Annotated in this window: 13 protein-coding genes; 8 read left to right on the top strand and 5 right to left on the bottom strand. The window is 40.8% G+C overall.

What is annotated here, in order from left to right; all coding sequences use genetic code 11:
* Positions 1-354: 354 nt before the first annotated feature.
* A complete protein-coding gene (gene glsB / locus MTP24_RS12505; protein ID WP_243531499.1) occupies positions 355-1278 on the top strand; it encodes a glutaminase B in 924 nt (307 codons plus the stop codon).
* A gap of 15 nt (positions 1279-1293) precedes the next feature.
* Here glsB and MTP24_RS12500 read toward each other — a convergent pair whose 3' ends face one another.
* A complete protein-coding gene (locus MTP24_RS12500; protein WP_243531496.1) occupies positions 1294-2598 on the bottom strand; it encodes an inosine/guanosine kinase in 1305 nt (434 codons plus the stop codon).
* 178 nt (positions 2599-2776) lie between these two features.
* On the opposite strand from MTP24_RS12500, the gene tadA reads away from it, so the two are divergent.
* Positions 2777-3274 (top strand): tRNA adenosine(34) deaminase TadA, encoded by a 498-nt coding sequence (gene tadA, locus MTP24_RS12495; RefSeq protein WP_243531495.1) that lies wholly within the window; start codon positions 2777-2779, stop codon positions 3272-3274.
* An 8-nt stretch (positions 3275-3282) separates the two neighbouring features.
* Here tadA and MTP24_RS12490 read toward each other — a convergent pair whose 3' ends face one another.
* Positions 3283-3450, bottom strand: a complete 168-nt coding sequence (locus MTP24_RS12490; protein ID WP_006791597.1) for a hypothetical protein — start codon at positions 3448-3450, stop codon at positions 3283-3285.
* A gap of 179 nt (positions 3451-3629) precedes the next feature.
* Entirely contained in the window at positions 3630-5045 is a 1416-nt protein-coding gene (gene mltF / locus MTP24_RS12485; protein WP_010556929.1) for a membrane-bound lytic murein transglycosylase MltF, read from the bottom strand.
* A 211-nt stretch (positions 5046-5256) separates the two neighbouring features.
* Here mltF and purL point away from each other — a divergent pair, with 211 nt between their 5' ends.
* From purL to MTP24_RS12465, 4 genes are all read left to right on the top strand, one after another.
* Positions 5257-9147, top strand: a complete 3891-nt coding sequence (gene purL / locus MTP24_RS12480) for a phosphoribosylformylglycinamidine synthase (RefSeq protein WP_243531493.1) — start codon at positions 5257-5259, stop codon at positions 9145-9147.
* Positions 9148-9280: 133 nt separating this feature from the next.
* On the top strand, positions 9281-11737 hold the full coding sequence (locus MTP24_RS12475; protein WP_243531491.1) for a YdbH domain-containing protein: 2457 nt from the start codon (positions 9281-9283) through the stop codon (positions 11735-11737).
* A 2-nt stretch (positions 11738-11739) separates the two neighbouring features.
* Positions 11740-11937 carry a YnbE family lipoprotein gene (locus MTP24_RS12470; protein WP_010556932.1) on the top strand — a complete coding sequence of 66 codons (198 nt, stop codon included), beginning with the start codon at positions 11740-11742 and terminating at the stop codon, positions 11935-11937.
* 10 nt (positions 11938-11947) lie between these two features.
* Positions 11948-12277: a YdbL family protein gene (locus MTP24_RS12465; RefSeq protein ID WP_243533720.1), complete on the top strand. Its 330-nt coding sequence runs from the start codon at positions 11948-11950 to the stop codon at positions 12275-12277.
* 30 nt (positions 12278-12307) lie between these two features.
* Here the strand turns inward: MTP24_RS12465 and MTP24_RS12460 are convergent, their stop codons facing one another.
* Both MTP24_RS12460 and waaA read right to left on the bottom strand, forming a co-directional pair.
* Positions 12308-12856, bottom strand: coding sequence for a DUF1415 domain-containing protein (locus MTP24_RS12460; RefSeq protein ID WP_243531489.1), 549 nt, complete (start codon positions 12854-12856; stop codon positions 12308-12310).
* Positions 12853-14136: a lipid IV(A) 3-deoxy-D-manno-octulosonic acid transferase gene (gene waaA / locus MTP24_RS12455; protein ID WP_243531487.1), complete on the bottom strand. Its 1284-nt coding sequence runs from the start codon at positions 14134-14136 to the stop codon at positions 12853-12855. The genes MTP24_RS12460 and waaA overlap by 4 nt, the downstream gene beginning before the upstream one ends.
* A 182-nt stretch (positions 14137-14318) precedes the next feature.
* On the opposite strand from waaA, the gene MTP24_RS12450 reads away from it, so the two are divergent.
* Together MTP24_RS12450 and hldE are read left to right on the top strand one after the other, a co-directional pair.
* Positions 14319-14909 carry an SIS domain-containing protein gene (locus tag MTP24_RS12450; protein ID WP_243531485.1) on the top strand — a complete coding sequence of 197 codons (591 nt, stop codon included), beginning with the start codon at positions 14319-14321 and terminating at the stop codon, positions 14907-14909.
* On the top strand, positions 14909-16348 hold the full coding sequence (hldE, locus tag MTP24_RS12445; protein WP_243531483.1) for a bifunctional D-glycero-beta-D-manno-heptose-7-phosphate kinase/D-glycero-beta-D-manno-heptose 1-phosphate adenylyltransferase HldE: 1440 nt from the start codon (positions 14909-14911) through the stop codon (positions 16346-16348). Before MTP24_RS12450 ends, hldE begins: the two co-directional genes overlap by 1 nt.
* The last annotated feature ends 69 nt before the right edge of the window (positions 16349-16417 follow it).

Raw genomic sequence — 16417 nt, 5'->3', positions numbered from 1 at the left:
TATAAGTAAGGTAATAATATAAACAACAAGGTTATATTATTTATCTCTGTCTAATAACTGATACCTTTAACCCTATTAGCGTCAGCTTTTCTACCTGGGATTGATTAAATATTACTGTTAAAGAGTTTAAGGGTTGGTTAATAATAGCCTTATGTTTAGATAATATTAATAGGTTATTTAATTTGCTAATTAGTGGTGTTTATCATTAATTGTTTTTCTTGTCGTTTATCCTCACGTTAGATTGTTTATTGTGAACATAATTCACAATACAATTAATTTCATCTAACTAAACTAGCTCGTTTAATCTGAGGCATGGTAAAATTTTCATTTAGCTAAATCTATTTGAGGTGTTAATTGCCTACTACAGATTACCAACGTGTATTAAATGAAATTACTCAAGAAGTCGCCCTTTTACTGTCTAAAGGGAAAGTAGCCGATTATATCCCTGCACTTGCTGAGGTTGACCCTGAGCAGTTTTCTATTGCCATATACACTACTGAGGGTGAAATCATTTGCGCAGGTGATTGTTCTCAGCGATTTACCATTCAATCAGTATCTAAAGTGATGACATTAACCATGGCGTTACAGCGTTATGGTGACGAACTTTGGAGCAGGGTAGGTAAGGAGCCCTCTGGTACAGCGTTTAACTCGCTTACGCAACTTGAATTTGAAAAAGGTGTGCCGCGTAACCCATTCATAAATGCGGGTGCTATTGTTACTTGTGATGCGCTTTATAGCCGCTTGTCTGCACCTATGCATTCGATGCTCGAAACATTCAGATTACTATCAGGTAATCGCGGCATTGTGATTGATAAAAAAGTGGCTAATTCTGAGTATGAATTTAGACACCGCAATGCTGCTATGGCGCATTTGATGAAATCGTTTGGTAATTTTGAGAATGACGTTGATGATGTGCTTTGGTCGTATTTCAACTTTTGCTCTATTGAGCTTAATTGTGTTGAACTCGCTAAGGCATATAGCTTTTTAGCAAATAAAGGAGTTGATCAGCCATCTGGTGAGCAGGTTTTAAGTAGTCGTCAAAATAAACAGCTTAATTCACTATTATTTACCAGTGGTTTATATGATGCTGCGGGTGATTTTGGGTATAGGGTCGGTATGCCAGGTAAATCAGGGGTATCAGGAACTATTCTTGCGGTATTACCTAATAAGTTTACAGTAGCCGTTTATTCCCCAGGGCTTAATTCGTTTGGTAACTCAGTAGCAGGAATAGCAGCATTAGAGCTACTATCTAAAAAGCTTGATATTTCTATCTTTTAGAGAGATGAAGGGAGCTTATTGCTCCCAATAAACCTGTTCTAAACAATCTTCACGCTCAGGTAATCCACGCGATAAGCGGGGAGAGTGCTGAACAAGTACTTCATAACTTGCTCTGTTTGCATATTTACTAATTTGTGCAAGAGATGAGTATGTAATAGCTTGTTGATCGTGCTTTGCTGAGTTAGCGACATTAAGCTTATGATAAACATTTGCTGATAAGTCATGTAGTACAGCAGCGAGTGCACAGTCGCCAGCGCCATTGGTATTTTTGATTGAGTCGGGTCCGCCCATAAAAGGAGCTGTATGGCTGTATGCTCTTATAGGGTTTTCGCAATCAGCTTTACGCATAGCGCGTGAAAATTCATAGCGATTAAAGTCTGCAATAGCACCAGGCAGTAGTGGGTATTCGGTTTCACGTTTAAAGCTGTCGTCAACATGGCCTGCCATGAATAGCCCTTTTTCACCTGCAGTGCATATAACAAGATCTACCCAGTCTAGTGCTTTGTCTGCTGCTAAAAGCGGGTCTTCAAACCCTGTAATAGCAAAGCCTTCTTCTTCGTTCATAGCAAGAATATCTACATGCTTTTCAACAAAGTTTGCCCACCAAGCAGGGTCTTGCTCAATTAAAAATTTAGTGCCGAGTGTAAGAACAACAGGTACGCCAGCATCGTTAGCATATTTAACTGCTTGCATAGTTGCATCTGTCATGGTTTCGTCATCTTGTGTTCGCATAAGGTATGCACTAATGACTAAAGCCGATGAGTTTTCTATCAACGATTTATCTATTGATTCTGGGCGTAGGTAATTCATTAAACCCGCACTGATTGCAAAGGTGCGTTCGCCTGTTTCATCAATAAGAGTGAAACAACGGCCTATTGGACCATCAACAGGTTGTAAATAATCTAAGTCTACACGGCTTGAGGTATTACATAAAAAGCGGTATGCGTAACTGCCAATTTTAATGTTTTCACTCATTACGCCTAATAAAACAGAGCGATCATCTGCAAGTACAGAATAGTTGTGCATTGTGTTACCAATGGTTCCACCTGCAAATTCATAATCAACCATTTCGTTTAATTTTAAGCGGTCGTATAGAGCATTTGTTATGTCACTGTCTATAACCTGTGACATACCTCTGCGTAGTTGAAACTCATCAAGGAAAGCTTGATCAACTTTTGCTTCTATATCAACAACGATTTGATCGATACCCGTAATATAGCTACGTTGTAATCTATCTGTTGCGTTAAGTTGATTAGTTAGTGGATCTTTGGCTTCCACTGGAAAATAATGTTTATGCCTGCGGCGTCCAGGAAATTTCATTCGCTACCCGTGTTGTGAGCTAAATAAAAAAAGCGAGAGATTATAACGTAAATCAGCGTCAGTGAGCCATTATTAACAGCTAAATAGTGTTTTATTTTTGCAATAAAGTAATCATTGCCGCGCTTTAGGATGTTAACTAGGTATAATTAAAGTATAAAACGTAATTTAAGAAGAAATAATGAACAAGCCATTTGACGACGTTTATTGGATGGGACAAGCGCTTTTGTATGCAAAACAAGCCGAGCAGCTTAATGAGATCCCAGTAGGTGCTGTTTTAGTAAAAGATAATCAACTTATAGCATCTGGATACAATCGTTCTATAACTGATAATGACCCTTCAGCTCATGCCGAAATGATTGCAGTACGAGAAGCTGGCAAAGCACTCAATAATTATCGCTTAATTGACTGCACGTTATATGTAACACTTGAGCCATGCTCTATGTGTGCAGGATTATTAGTGCATAGCAGAATAAAGCGTTTAGTATTTGGAGCTCCAGATGCAAAAACTGGTTCAGCTGGCTCTATTATGAATTTACTGCAGGAGCCAAGGCTTAACCATCAAGTAGAAGTTGTTGGAGGGGTATTAGCCGACAAATGTGGTAACACTATATCTGAATTTTTTAAGCGAAGAAGGGCGCAAATTAAAGCAGCCAAAAAGGCTGCTCGTGGGGCTTAGAAATATTATTAATTGCCCGCTGGTATAGTGTCTTGTGCTTCCATTTGTTGCATAGCAAACATACGGCGACGCCAAATTATTTTTTTGTGTAAACCACGTAACATGATACGACGACGTGTCGCCGTTGAATAAATAACGTTTCTTTTTAATTTTTGTGTGCGTCTACGTTTTAGCATGTGTTCTCCTAATGCGTGAGAGTGAGAAAGGCACAAGATATATCTTTGAAAAAATTGAAATATACAATTACCACACATTAGTGATCATTTAATGACAAGTAAACAGATATTTTAGTTACCCACTACTTTGAAGCCGTAAACTTTCATAATTAATAAATATCGCATTAATCCATAATCCGCTATGGCGATTCATCTTGTTTTATATTGCTGGTGTCATCACGCTCTGTAGTGATATTTTCTTCGGTCATCGCATTGTTTTCATCAAGCCATACCAGCGCGTCGTAGTATCTGCGAATATTATCAACATATTTTACAGCCACATCGCCACGGGCATAGCCATAACGTGTATTACGGTAATATCGCTTTTTGATTAATAGCGGTAAGCGTTTTTTTACATCGGCCCATTTATCTGGGCTTGCCCCTTGTTGTTGGGTGATAATCCGCGCGTCGTTCACATGACCCCAACCAACATTATAAGCAGCCAAAGCAAGCCATGTCCTGTCTGGTTGAGGAATTCTATCAGGAATACGAGTTATTAATTTGCTTAGATACTGAGCACCGCCACGAATATTTTGTTCAGGCTCGAGACGATTTGTTACACCAACTTGTTTAGCTGTAATGCGTGTAAGCATCATAATACCGCGAACTCCCGTTGGTGATTTAGCGCGAGGGTTCCACATCGACTCTTGGTAACTTAAAGCAGCTAATAAACGCCAATCAAGATCTCCTGCATATTGTTCAAACCATGGCTGATATGTAGGTAACGTTTCTTTTATTGCTTCTATGTAAGCCAATGTATTTACATAGTTAAACTGGCGTACATGACCAAAATATTTTTCTTCGAGTACATAAAGTTGGTTGTTTTGTTTTACTTCACCAAAAAATGGCACGAGCAGCGCATATAAAGAATCATCTTTTGACTTGCGAAGTATCCACGCAATTGGATCATTATGACTTACTGAGAAGCCAATACTTAAATTAGGGTGATACCGGCGAAATAACGAAAGAGTGTGGGAATCAGCAAGGGTGTAGTCTATTTCACCATCTATAACCGCTTGTAAAAGTTCTTCTTCGTCAAATTCTTCACTTTCTATCCAGCTGAGTGATGGGTTGTTTTTTTGAGCTTTTTGCAGGGTAAGTGAGTGGCTACTTTTTGCTATAACCGTAAAGTTTCCATCTAGATCGTCAAACTTACGAGGACGAACGCGGCCTTGTTTATATACTAATTTTTGACTGATTGTTCTGTAAGTTGGGCCATACCTATATTGCTCCGCACGCGTTTTGTTGTAAGTAAGTCCTGAGGCAATTAAGTCTAAGTCACCACTTTCAAGGCGATCAAACATATCAGATAAATTAAAAAAGGGGACTATTTCAAGTTCAACACCTAAGTAATCAGCAAAAGCCTGAGAAAGCTCATATTCAAAGCCTTGCTCGCCCTGAACTGCTTGATAGTAATTGCTCGCACTTGCTAACGTGCCAACACGTATTTTGTTTTGCTCTTTGATGTGGGCAAGTTGAGTTGGCTGTTCTTGCATATTACATGCACATAACAGCATAACTAAAGTGATGATTATTATTAGCTTTTCTTTGAACATTGAGTGCCCCTTTAACACGCTAACACCCGTTATAACAAAACTTAGCCATTTCGTCACTTTCCCTTTTATTTTATTAGCTAAAACGGATTATAAATAAAGCTAAAAAGTTAATTTTATGAAAAGCGCAATTTGGAGTTAAATATGATGGCTAATTGGACTATAATGCGTGCCTAAAATATCGTTCAATCCCTAACCCCGGATGAAATTATCTATGTTGATCCTTCGTGGTGCACCAGCACTGTCAGAGTTCAGAGTTAATAAAATTTTAGCGCGTTGCAAACAATCGCAACTTCCAGTCACCAACGTATATGCCGAGTATGCTCATTTTGCCGATTTAACATCGCCTTTGAGTGTTGATGAGCAAACCAAGCTTGAAAAGCTATTAACTTACGGTCCTACTATTGCCGAGCATACCCCAGCTGGCACACTTATTTTAGTTACACCTCGCCCTGGTACCATTTCTCCTTGGGCATCTAAAGCAACCGATATAGCGCATAACTGTGGCCTTAAACAGGTTCACCGTGTAGAGCGTGGTATTGCTTATTATATAGAAGGTGAACTAGGAGCAGAGCAACTTGCACAAGTAACAGCTTTATTACACGACCGTATGACTGAAGCAACTCATACTGAGCTTGAAGCAGCAGCGCAGTTGTTCCGTAATGATTCTCCGCGTGAAATGTCATCAGTTGATATTTTAGGTGGTGGACGCGAAGCATTAGCTGCCGCAAATATTGAGCAAGGTTTTGCTCTTGCCGATGACGAAATTGACTACCTAGTAGAAAACTTTAAAAAGCTAGGTCGTAATCCTAACGACATCGAATTATTTATGTTTGCCCAAGCAAACTCAGAGCATTGTCGTCATAAAATATTTAATGCTGATTGGACAATTGATGGCATTGAACAGCCAAAATCGCTGTTTAAAATGATCAAAAATACATTTGAGCACAACCCTGAAAATGTATTGTCGGCGTATAAAGATAACGCGGCAGTAATGAAGGGCTCAAAAGCGGGTCGCTTCTTCCCGAACGCGCAAGGTGAATATGCGTATCATCAAGAAGACATAGAAATATTAATGAAAGTAGAAACGCATAACCATCCAACGGCTATTGCACCGTTTTCGGGGGCGGCTACCGGTTCAGGTGGTGAAATTCGTGACGAAGGTGCAACAGGGCGTGGTTCTAAGCCAAAAGCCGGTTTAGTTGGCTTTACGGTTTCTAACTTGCGTATTCCGGGTTACGAGCAACCGTGGGAAAGCGACTTTGGTAAACCTGGTCGTATAGTCAACGCGCTTGATATTATGATGGATGGCCCACTGGGCGGTGCTGCATTTAATAACGAGTTTGGTCGTCCTAACTTATTGGGTTACTTCCGTACGTATGAAGAAAAAGTAACAAGCCACAATGGTGAAGAGGTACGTGGTTACCACAAACCAATTATGCTTGCCGGTGGTTTAGGTAATATTCGTGCTGATCATGTTCAAAAAGGCGAGATTCCAGTAGGCGCAAAACTAATTGCGCTAGGCGGCCCTGCTATGAACATTGGTTTAGGCGGTGGTGCTGCATCAAGTATGGCGTCGGGCCAATCAAACGAAGACCTAGACTTTGCTTCTGTTCAACGTGAAAACCCAGAAATGGAACGTCGTTGCCAAGAAGTAATCGATAAGTGTTGGCAGTTAGGCGATGAAAACCCAATTGCATTTATACATGATGTTGGCGCCGGTGGTTTATCAAATGCGTTTCCTGAACTGGTAAACGATGGTGGCCGTGGTGGTAAATTCCAACTACGTGATATCCCTAACGATGAACCTGGCATGGCACCACATGAAATTTGGTGTAACGAATCGCAAGAGCGTTATGTGCTGGCTGTAGCGGTTGAAGACTTTGATCGTTTTGAATCCATTTGTAAGCGCGAACGCGCACAGTACGCAGTAATTGGTGAAGCCACAGAAGAGCGCCATTTAACCGTAGCAGACAACCACTTTGATAACAGTCCTGTTGATTTACCGCTTGATGTTTTATTAGGTAAAGCGCCTAAAATGCACCGCAATGTAACATCTCAGCAAGTAACGGGCACTGCCATTGATGCAAACGATATTAACGTAGCTGATGCCGCGCAGCGTTTGTTACGCTTACCTACAATTGCAGAAAAAACATTCTTAATTACTATTGGTGACCGCTCGGTTACCGGTTTAGTATCACGCGATCAAATGGTTGGCCCTTGGCAAGTACCTGTGGCTAACTGTGCGGTTACTGCGGCAACGTACGACACTTACCACGGTGAAGCTATGTCTCTGGGTGAGCGCACGCCGGCGGCACTATTAAATTATGGAGCTTCGGCGCGTTTGGCTGTGGCTGAGTCACTTACTAATATTGCTTGTGCAAACATAGGCAGCCTTGAGAACATTAAGCTATCTGCTAACTGGATGGCTGCAGCGGGTCACCCAGGTGAAGACGCCGGCCTTTACGAAGCCGTAAAAGCGGTAGGCGAAGAGCTTTGCCCAGCACTTGGTTTAACTATACCTGTAGGTAAAGATTCTATGTCGATGAAAACGACATGGAAAAACGAAGACGATAGTGCTGAGCAATCAGTAACGTCGCCGTTATCGCTTATTATTACAGCCTTTGGCCGTGTTGACGATGTACGTAAAACAGTAACGCCACAGTTACGCACTGATAAAGGCGACACTTCGCTTGTTTTAGTTGATTTAGGTGCTGGCAAAAACCGCATGGGTGCATCAAGCCTTGCACAGGTTTATAAACAGCTTGGTGATGTTACACCAGATGTAGACAGCCCTGAGCTACTTAAAGGCTTTTACAATGCCATGCAAGCACTTGTCGCTGATAGCAAGTTACTTGCTTATCATGACCGCTCAGACGGTGGTTTATTTACTACTGTAACTGAAATGGCGTTTGCTGGGCACACCGGTGTGACTGTTGATTTAGCTGGTTTAACCGGAACAGACCTAGAAGCACTTTATAACGAAGAGCTTGGCGCGGTAATTCAAGTGGCTAACAGCGATTTAGGTGCTGTAAATGCTGTATTTGAGCAACACGGTGTTGCTGCAATTAGCCACGTGATTGGCTCGCTTAATAGCGACGATAGCATTGTATTTAACCGTGGTGAGCAAACAGTACTTAATCATACTCGTACTGAGTTACGTACTATTTGGGCCGAAACAACGTACCAAATGCAAGCACGTCGTGATAACCCTGATTGTGCTAAGCAAGAGTTTGATGCCAAGTTTGATGCAAAAGACCCAGGCTTAAACGTGAAACTTAACTTTGACTTAAACGAAGATATAGCTGCGCCATTCATTGCAACGGGTGCTAAACCACAAATGGCTATTTTGCGTGAGCAAGGCGTTAACTCGCACCTAGAAATGGCTGCTGCGTTTAACCGCGCTGGTTTTGCCGCTGTTGATGTGCACATGAGCGATATCCTCGAAGGGCGTTTAACCCTTGAGCAGTTTAAAGGCTTAGTGGCATGTGGTGGTTTCTCTTATGGTGACGTATTAGGCGCCGGTGAAGGTTGGGCTAAGTCTATATTGTTTAACGATATGGCACGCGATCAGTTCCAAAATTTCTTCCACCGTGAAGGCACCTTTAGCTTAGGTGTGTGTAATGGTTGTCAAATGTTATCAACATTGAAAGAGTTAATTCCGGGTACTGAGCATTGGCCACGTTTTGTAACAAATAAGTCAGAGCGTTTTGAAGCACGCTTTAGCTTAGTTGAAATACAAGAAAACCCGTCTGTGTTCTTTAATGGAATGGCTGGTTCGCGTATGCCAATTGCTGTATCTCATGGTGAAGGCCATGCAGAATTTGCAAACGATGCCGCCACTAAAGCTGCGCTTGAAAGCGGCACTGTTGCGGTTAAATTTGTAGATAACTACGGTAATCCGACAACGCAATACCCGGCTAACCCAAATGGTTCACCAGAAGGTATTACCGGTATTACCTCTACTGATGGCCGTGCCACTGTAATGATGCCGCACCCTGAGCGTGTGTTCCGCGCTGTTGCTAACTCGTGGCACCCAGATGAGTGGAAAGAGGATAGCCCATGGATGCGTATGTTCCGCAACGCACGTAAAAATGTAGGTTAAAAACGACATATACAAGTTAGATTCATAATCTAGCTGTAAAATAAAAAAGGCTGCACTGTGCAGCCTTTTTTGATTGCGTAGATTTAAAATTACGATAGTTTGTAAGGTATGAATAAAAGCTTATAAGGATAGTATGTTAAAGCGCATTGGTTTAATTGTTGGTTTTGTATTACTAAGCATAGTATTGCTTGGTTATGTATTTCGTTTGCCATTATTACAATGGGCTGTAGCGCCTCAGCTTGAAAAAGCGGGCGTTACTTTAAGTTGTTTAGACTTTTCGCTTACCAGCAAGCTAAATGTACATGTACAAAAAGCGTGCTTGAGTTACCAAAATCAAGAGCTTGTTGTTACAGGCATTACCGCAAATACTCGCCATGTTGAAATTAAACATGCGGCGCTTAATATAAATCCACTTCCTCAAAGTGATAAAGTAAGCAGCCCTGCAAAAATTTTAGATTTAGCCCTGCCCGAAAAAAGGCCAACAATTACAGTTGAGCATTTAACTATACATGGTGCATTTTTAAAGCGCCCGCTTATGCTAAATATTATTGAGCCAACGCTTAACCAGTTTGTAGTCAATGGTGATTTAAACATAAGCGCAACGCTTTACAGTAATAAGGTACAAGGGCAGCTTAAAGTTAATGATGGATCATTAAAGCAATTACTTAAAACAGATAATGAGTTATTAAATGGACTTAGTTTTAATACAGCGCAGGCATTTAGCTTTAACGGGGTAGAGGCAAGCCTTACTGGTGATCTACAAGCCCAGTATGACTACAAAATACAAAGCTGTGATATAACAAACAGCTCCAAAGGTGTGCTAAGTGCTACCTATAATTTAAATAGCCAAAACCTTGAGCTTGACCTAAGCAAGCTTAAAAACAATGTGAAACTTAGTAATAACTGCCAATCTCTTATTCCTGAAAGTGGCTACAAGTCATTTGCCATAAAGCAGCTTCCACTTAATTGGCAATGGGCTTTAGCTAAACCAATTAATTTTGCACATAACAACCTAACCTTACCGTTAATAACGCTCAAAAGTGCAGTGCAAGCCAAGCAAAATATAGATATAACGGTTACAGATACGTTTATAAATACTGCTGCACCGTTACAAAGCGCACGCATACAGCTAAAGGCACAGCTAAATACGGATGAAATAGACGCTATAACGCTAAGTGCGCAGCTTAAAAACGCTCAATTAAGCGGTAATTACGATATTACGCTTACCGCTTTGCCTGAATTTTTACCGGCTGAGGCTAATAATATTAAAGCCCATGGCGACTTTACACTTACTCAACTTGTTGACTCTAAACCCGTAGGTAAAGTAAGTACTACATTTAGCTTTGATAAAGCCGTTGCTTATGGCACTACTATTAACACTTACACAGGTAAACTAGTGGCAAGTATGAGTGAAAAGCTAGATGCAAGCGTGGTTTTAAAAAGTGAGTTTAAAGGCGCTCAATACGAAGAGTATAAACTCACCGGTATTAATAACACCCTCAGTGCAAGGGCAAACTTAGGTGTGGGAGAGTTATTTGCTCACTTAAATGCAAACACCCAAATAAATACACTGACAAGCCCAAATGTCGATTTAAATACAATAAACGTAACGTCAACCGGGCTGCAAAGTCGCGCGCTTAAAGCGTCTCATCATGTGTTTGTAAATGGTGTTGAGCTGGTGGCCAATCACCATGTTTCAAAGGTAGCTCATCCGTTTGAAGTGATTATACCGCAGCAAAGTGTGCTTTCGTTAAATTCACTCGTTAGCCAATTTGAACCGTTAGCTCAACTCACTCAAGGCGAGTTTGGTGGGCGTATTAGTGGCGATGTTAACTTACAAAAAGCCAATTTTAATTTAACTATTGATGATACCAGCGCGCTTTATAACGATTACTTAGCTAATCAGTTTAGGGCGCAACTTAGTGGGCAATATGATTCAGGGCAGCTTAATGTTGAGCCAACTACCTTTAACCTCAGTGAATTAAGAGCTGGCGCAGTAGTTAATAATATCAACGGTAAAATAAAAGTGGTTAATAACAGCGCGCAAGCATTTGATATAAGCGGTAATGTGTTTGGTGGGGTATTTGAATTAGATAAATACACGCTTTTAAAATCGCAGCAAACAGCCAATGTTACTTTTAAAGATATTGATGCGAGTCAACTCATTACCCTTGATGATAAGTCGGGAATTACCTTAGCAGGCCGATTAAAAGGGTGGCTGCCACTTCATTTTAGTGACAGTGGCGTAGAGGTTACAAACGGCAACTTATTAAACCAAGGTGAAGGTAAGCTTATTATTAGCAATAACACAGCGTTTGACTCTGTTATGCAACAGCAGCAAGAATTACAGCCTGTACTGAGCTTACTTAAAAACCTTGATATACAAAAACTTAATAGTACAGTAGCACTTAACAGTGATGGTTGGTTAAATTTAGGTGTTAATTTACAAGGCTTTAATGAGCCACAACAGCAGCAAGTTAATTTTAATTATAATCACGAAGAAAACGTGTTTACGCTACTAAGAGCGCTAAGATTAAGTGACGAAATAACACAAAAAGTTGAGCAGCAATATTCTCAAAAAGGAAACTAATGATGAAAAATTCGTTAAGCATTAAGGCAATCATAGCCCTTGCTGCTATCAGCGCATTGAGCGCATGTACACACAGAGTAGAAGTAGCAGCTAAAGAGCCAATAACTATCAACCTCAATGTAAAGGTTGATCACGAAATTCGTGTAAAGGTAGATAAAGAACTCGATACCCTGTTCAGTGACGACAGCGAATTATTTTAGGAGCTAAATGATGACTATAAAAAATAAATTAAGTATTGCCACTTTAATTGGTGCAGTGTGTATGTCGTTTTCGGCGTGGGCGATTAGTTTAGATGATGCTAAAAGCCAAGGATTAGTGGGTGAGAACAGTTCGGGTTATTTAGGCTTAGTAGTACAAAATGGCGAAGCTAAAGCCGTTGTTGAAGAAATTAACGCAAAGCGTAAAGCTCAGTATTTAAAACTAGCTAAAAAGAACAATTTATCGCTCGCCCAAGTAGAAGCACTCGCAGCGGCTAAAACAATCGAAAAAACCCAAAGTGGTCATTATGTTGAAGTAAATGGCAGCTGGGTTAAAAAGTAACATTGAATTTGATACTTAAAAGCCGAGCCGTTATGCGCTCGGTTTTTTTATGCCTTCTAAAAGTTGCTGCCAAAAGTCGAATCCTTTGCGCCTTGCAAGTTTTATATTGTGCTCTGGTATAGATTCAGGCTCGTTATAGTTATCAAGCGCTTCGCTCATACTTAATTCGCGGATTAAATGCAATGTAGGGTAGGGAGCTCGGTTTGTATAATTTGCGGCATCATCTTCCTCGCTGTCGGCAAATACGTAGTCAGGGTGGAAATTAGCAATTTGATATTTACCTTCAAAGCCTTGTGCAACCAGTAGTGCATTGGCTAAATCAACTAAATCTAAAAAGTCTTCAAAATCGCTAAAGCCGTTATCAAACAGTATTAATGTGGTTTCGCGCTCTGGATTTTGATTAAGCTGTGTGCATTGCTCAAGCATATCCATTACCGCATCATCAACTTTTACTGCTGAACTAAGTACATAATGAATGCAGTTGTTCTCAACTTCTTTGCGGGCAAATGGGCAAAAGTTATATTTTACAATAACAGACGATACCCACTCACGGGTTTGAGTAATAGCTAAATTGGTCATGCTTGTGGCTCTAAATACTGATTAATTATGGTTAATGTTTTTTTAATGGCGCCTTGGTTTTTTAATACGCACTGCTGCGCTTTATTCCCTAAAGTTTGGCAAGCTTTAGTGTTTTGGCTTAAGTTAATTAATTGTGTAGCAAGTTCATCGGTGTTTTCAACAGCCACAGCGCCTTTTAATTTTATAAGCTCAGGGTAGATATGATCGAAATTATACGTATGTGGGCCAGTTATAACACCGACCGAAAAAGCAGCCGCTTCAAGTGGGTTATGCCCGCCGCGGCGAATTAAACTGCCGCCTACATAACTTACATTACCAGCCCCATATAAACATTGCAGCTCGCCAAGTGTATCAGCTAATAGTACGTGCTCGTTTTGATAGTTGTTGTTGCTGCGACGACTAAAGCTAAGCGTGCTTTGAGCTAACGTATCGGCTACTTTATCAAATTGCTCAGGGTGTCGAGGGGCAATAACTAAAAGCGAATTAGGGTGTTTTTTTAATAGTTGCTGGTGGGCATTTAATATCATTTCGTGCTCAATTGGGTGAGTAGAGCCTGCTACCCATACAAAACGCTCTTGGGTTTTATATTGTGCTTTAAGAACTTCAACTGAGGCTAGCTGCTCATTGCTTGGGCTTATATCAAACTTAATTGAGCCTGTAACATGGCTTTTTGAGGAGGTTAAACCTAGCTCAATAAACCGCTCGGCATCTTTTTTATTGTGACTTGCAAGTACCGTGATTGAACGCATAATTATTTGCGTTAACTTGGCAACCTTTTGATACCCTTGTTGCGATTTTTCGCTCAAGCGAGCATTAAGTACCAGTACCGGAGTATTCTTTTTATGGCTTATTGCCATTAAGTTTGGCCAAAGCTCGGTTTCTAATATGCATAGCGCTTGTGGGTTTATACGTTTTAAAAATCGGGCGGTCGAAAACGGGAAGTCCATAGGTAAATAACTACACGCCACGGTATTTTTAAACTGATTAATTATTTGCTCGCGACCTGTAGGGGTATTGCAGGTAATAAGTATATTAAGCTGTGGGTGTTGTTTTTGCAGCGCTTTAATAAGTGGTGCAGCTGCAAGTACTTCACCTACAGAGGCGCAGTGCACAACTAACGGTTTGCCTTTGCTTGTAAATAAGCTTTTGCTCACAAAGCCAAAACGCTCTTTAAAGTGTGCGCGGTAGCCTTTGTTTTTTTTACCTCTTAATACATATAAGTAAAATACAATCAGCGGGCTAATTAAAATTAAAGCGAATGAGTAAAAAATGCGTGCCATACTGAACTTTTATTGAGGTAAGTGCCCTTAGTTTAACGCGAAAGTGATAATTTCTGAACATGTGAAGCACTAAATTATGTTCCAGTTCAGCTATATTCCTATAAAATACACACAACTAAATAAAACTGTGGAATAATGGATTTAATTTTTTCCTGCCATTTCAGTTCCTAGAGGAATTTTTCATGTCAATTATCGATTCTGTGGCAACAAGCTACGTTGAAAGTTTAAACCGTCATCAAGCCTTATTTGAAACGATGGAGGCTTATCATCAAGAGTCTATGCAGTTATTAGAAGTATGCCATAGTGCATTACAAGCTGGTGGTAAGGTTATTTGGTTTGGTAACGGCGGAAGTGCAGCGGATGCTCAGCATTTGGCGGCCGAATTTGTAGTACGTTATAAATTAGAGCGTGGACCGCTTGCGTCTATGGCACTCACAACCGATACGTCAATTCTTACTGCGCACAGTAACGACTACCACTTTGATACCGTGTTTGAACGCCAAGTTCAGGCACTGTGTAAACCAGAAGATTTAGTCATTGGTTTAACAACCTCAGGTACCAGTGCAAATGTTAATTTAGCACTTGAAGCCGCTAATAAAATTGGCGCATTTACAGTTGCATTAACAGGCCGTGATGGCGGAAAAGTAAAAGACATTGCCAAGCTGCCAATTATTATCAAAAACGATGAAACAGCACGCATTCAAGAAGCGCATATGTTTATTGGCCACTGGTTATGTGAAGCCATAGATATGGTTGTTGCGGAGCAGCAGTAATGGATTTATCGCTATTAAAAAACTTATCTAAAGCGCGTATTTTAGTGGTGGGCGATGTAATGCTTGATCGCTACTGGTATGGTGACACTGGGCGTATTTCGCCTGAAGCGCCAGTACCTGTTGTTAAGGTAAGCAAGTTTGAAGACAAAGCGGGTGGTGCCGCCAATGTTGCTAAAAATATTGCTAGGCTTGATGCCAAAGTAGGGCTACTTGGCTTAATTGGGGAAGATGAAAGCGGGCAAATTTTAGAAACAATTTTAAAAGGTGAAAAAATAAGCTCACAACTTGTTAGTGTGTGTGATTTACCGACTATTTCTAAAATGCGTGTTATTAGCCGCCATCAACAACTTGTACGCCTTGATTTAGAAGAAACCTTTAGCGAGCAGCATAGCCAACTGTTATTAAATCGCTTAGAGCTGGTGCTTGATGAATACGACTTTGTGGTGTTTTCTGATTACAGCAAAGGCTCGCTGAGCTTGATTAAAGAAATGGTTAACGTTGCCAAAGCGGCGGGTAAAACCGTGCTTATAGACCCTAAATCGCCAGACTTACATTTGTATGAGGGCGCAGACTACATTACGCCTAACTTGCATGAGTTTAATTTAGCAGGTGGTAAAACCGGCTCTGAGGACATTTTAGCGCAAAGTGCCCGTGAGCTTATTAGTAAAAATGGTATTAAAGCCATGCTACTTACACGCTCAGAGCAAGGTATGTCGTTAATTAATGCCGATGAAAAACACGACTTTGCAGCTCAGCAATTAGAAGTGAGCGATGTAACTGGCGCAGGCGATACCGTAATTGCAACTTTAGCTGTAATGCTTGGGGCAGGTATGGAGCCTAAAGATGCGGTAGAAATTGCTAATTTAGCAGCGGGCATTGTAGTAAGTAAATTGGGGGCAGCTACAGTGTCACCAGAAGAGTTAAGCCAAAAGTTAGGCCAATACTTACACACCAATGGAGAACACTACCAAACTCCGTTTGATGATGTACTGCAGCATATTGAGTTTGCAAAGCAAAACGGCGAAACCATTGTATTTACCAATGGTTGTTTTGATATTTTACACGCAGGTCACGTGCGCTATTTGGCACAAGCCAAAGCGCGTGGCGATCGACTCGTTGTTGGGCTAAATAATGATGATTCAATCACTCGCTTAAAAGGCCCTGAACGCCCGATAAACCCGCTTGATGAGCGTGCAATGGTATTAAGTGCACTTGCCTCTGTTGATTGGGTGATTCCCTTTGGCAGCGCTGAGGAAAACGATACACCCGCTAAATTAATCGAGCAAATAAGCCCTGATATTTTAGTGAAAGGTGGCGATTATACCGTAGAGCAAATAGCCGGTGCCGATCATGTACTGCGCCATGGCGGCAAAGTAGAAGTGCTGACATTTTTAGATGGCTGTTCAACGTCAAAAGTGATTAGCAAAATAAAGCAATAAGTATATTTTGCGAATAAAAAAGGGATGAAAGTGTTGCTTTCATCCCTTTTTTTAAAGCCTAAATATAGT

The sequence above is a fragment of the Pseudoalteromonas sp. APM04 genome (assembly GCF_022809815.1).
Classification (GTDB): Bacteria; Pseudomonadota; Gammaproteobacteria; order Enterobacterales; family Alteromonadaceae; genus Pseudoalteromonas; species Pseudoalteromonas marina.
Note: the sequence above shows the minus strand (reverse complement) of the source record. Positions and strands in the feature narration are given on the sequence as shown.

What these genes read in the sequence shown, in the direction of transcription:
- MTP24_RS12500 (WP_243531496.1), bottom strand. Translation starts at nt 2,598, where the DNA reads ATGAAATTTCCTGGACGCCGCAGGCATAAACATTATTTTCCAGTGGAA.
- tadA (WP_243531495.1), top strand. Translation starts at nt 2,777, where the DNA reads ATGAACAAGCCATTTGACGACGTTTATTGGATGGGACAAGCGCTTTTG.
- MTP24_RS12490 (WP_006791597.1), bottom strand. Translation starts at nt 3,450, where the DNA reads ATGCTAAAACGTAGACGCACACAAAAATTAAAAAGAAACGTTATTTAT.
- mltF (WP_010556929.1), bottom strand. Translation starts at nt 5,045, where the DNA reads ATGTTCAAAGAAAAGCTAATAATAATCATCACTTTAGTTATGCTGTTA.
- purL (WP_243531493.1), top strand. Translation starts at nt 5,257, where the DNA reads ATGTTGATCCTTCGTGGTGCACCAGCACTGTCAGAGTTCAGAGTTAAT.
- MTP24_RS12475 (WP_243531491.1), top strand. Translation starts at nt 9,281, where the DNA reads ATGTTAAAGCGCATTGGTTTAATTGTTGGTTTTGTATTACTAAGCATA.
- MTP24_RS12470 (WP_010556932.1), top strand. Translation starts at nt 11,740, where the DNA reads ATGAAAAATTCGTTAAGCATTAAGGCAATCATAGCCCTTGCTGCTATC.
- MTP24_RS12465 (WP_243533720.1), top strand. Translation starts at nt 11,948, where the DNA reads ATGACTATAAAAAATAAATTAAGTATTGCCACTTTAATTGGTGCAGTG.
- MTP24_RS12460 (WP_243531489.1), bottom strand. Translation starts at nt 12,856, where the DNA reads ATGACCAATTTAGCTATTACTCAAACCCGTGAGTGGGTATCGTCTGTT.
- waaA (WP_243531487.1), bottom strand. Translation starts at nt 14,136, where the DNA reads ATGGCACGCATTTTTTACTCATTCGCTTTAATTTTAATTAGCCCGCTG.
- MTP24_RS12450 (WP_243531485.1), top strand. Translation starts at nt 14,319, where the DNA reads ATGTCAATTATCGATTCTGTGGCAACAAGCTACGTTGAAAGTTTAAAC.
- hldE (WP_243531483.1), top strand. Translation starts at nt 14,909, where the DNA reads ATGGATTTATCGCTATTAAAAAACTTATCTAAAGCGCGTATTTTAGTG.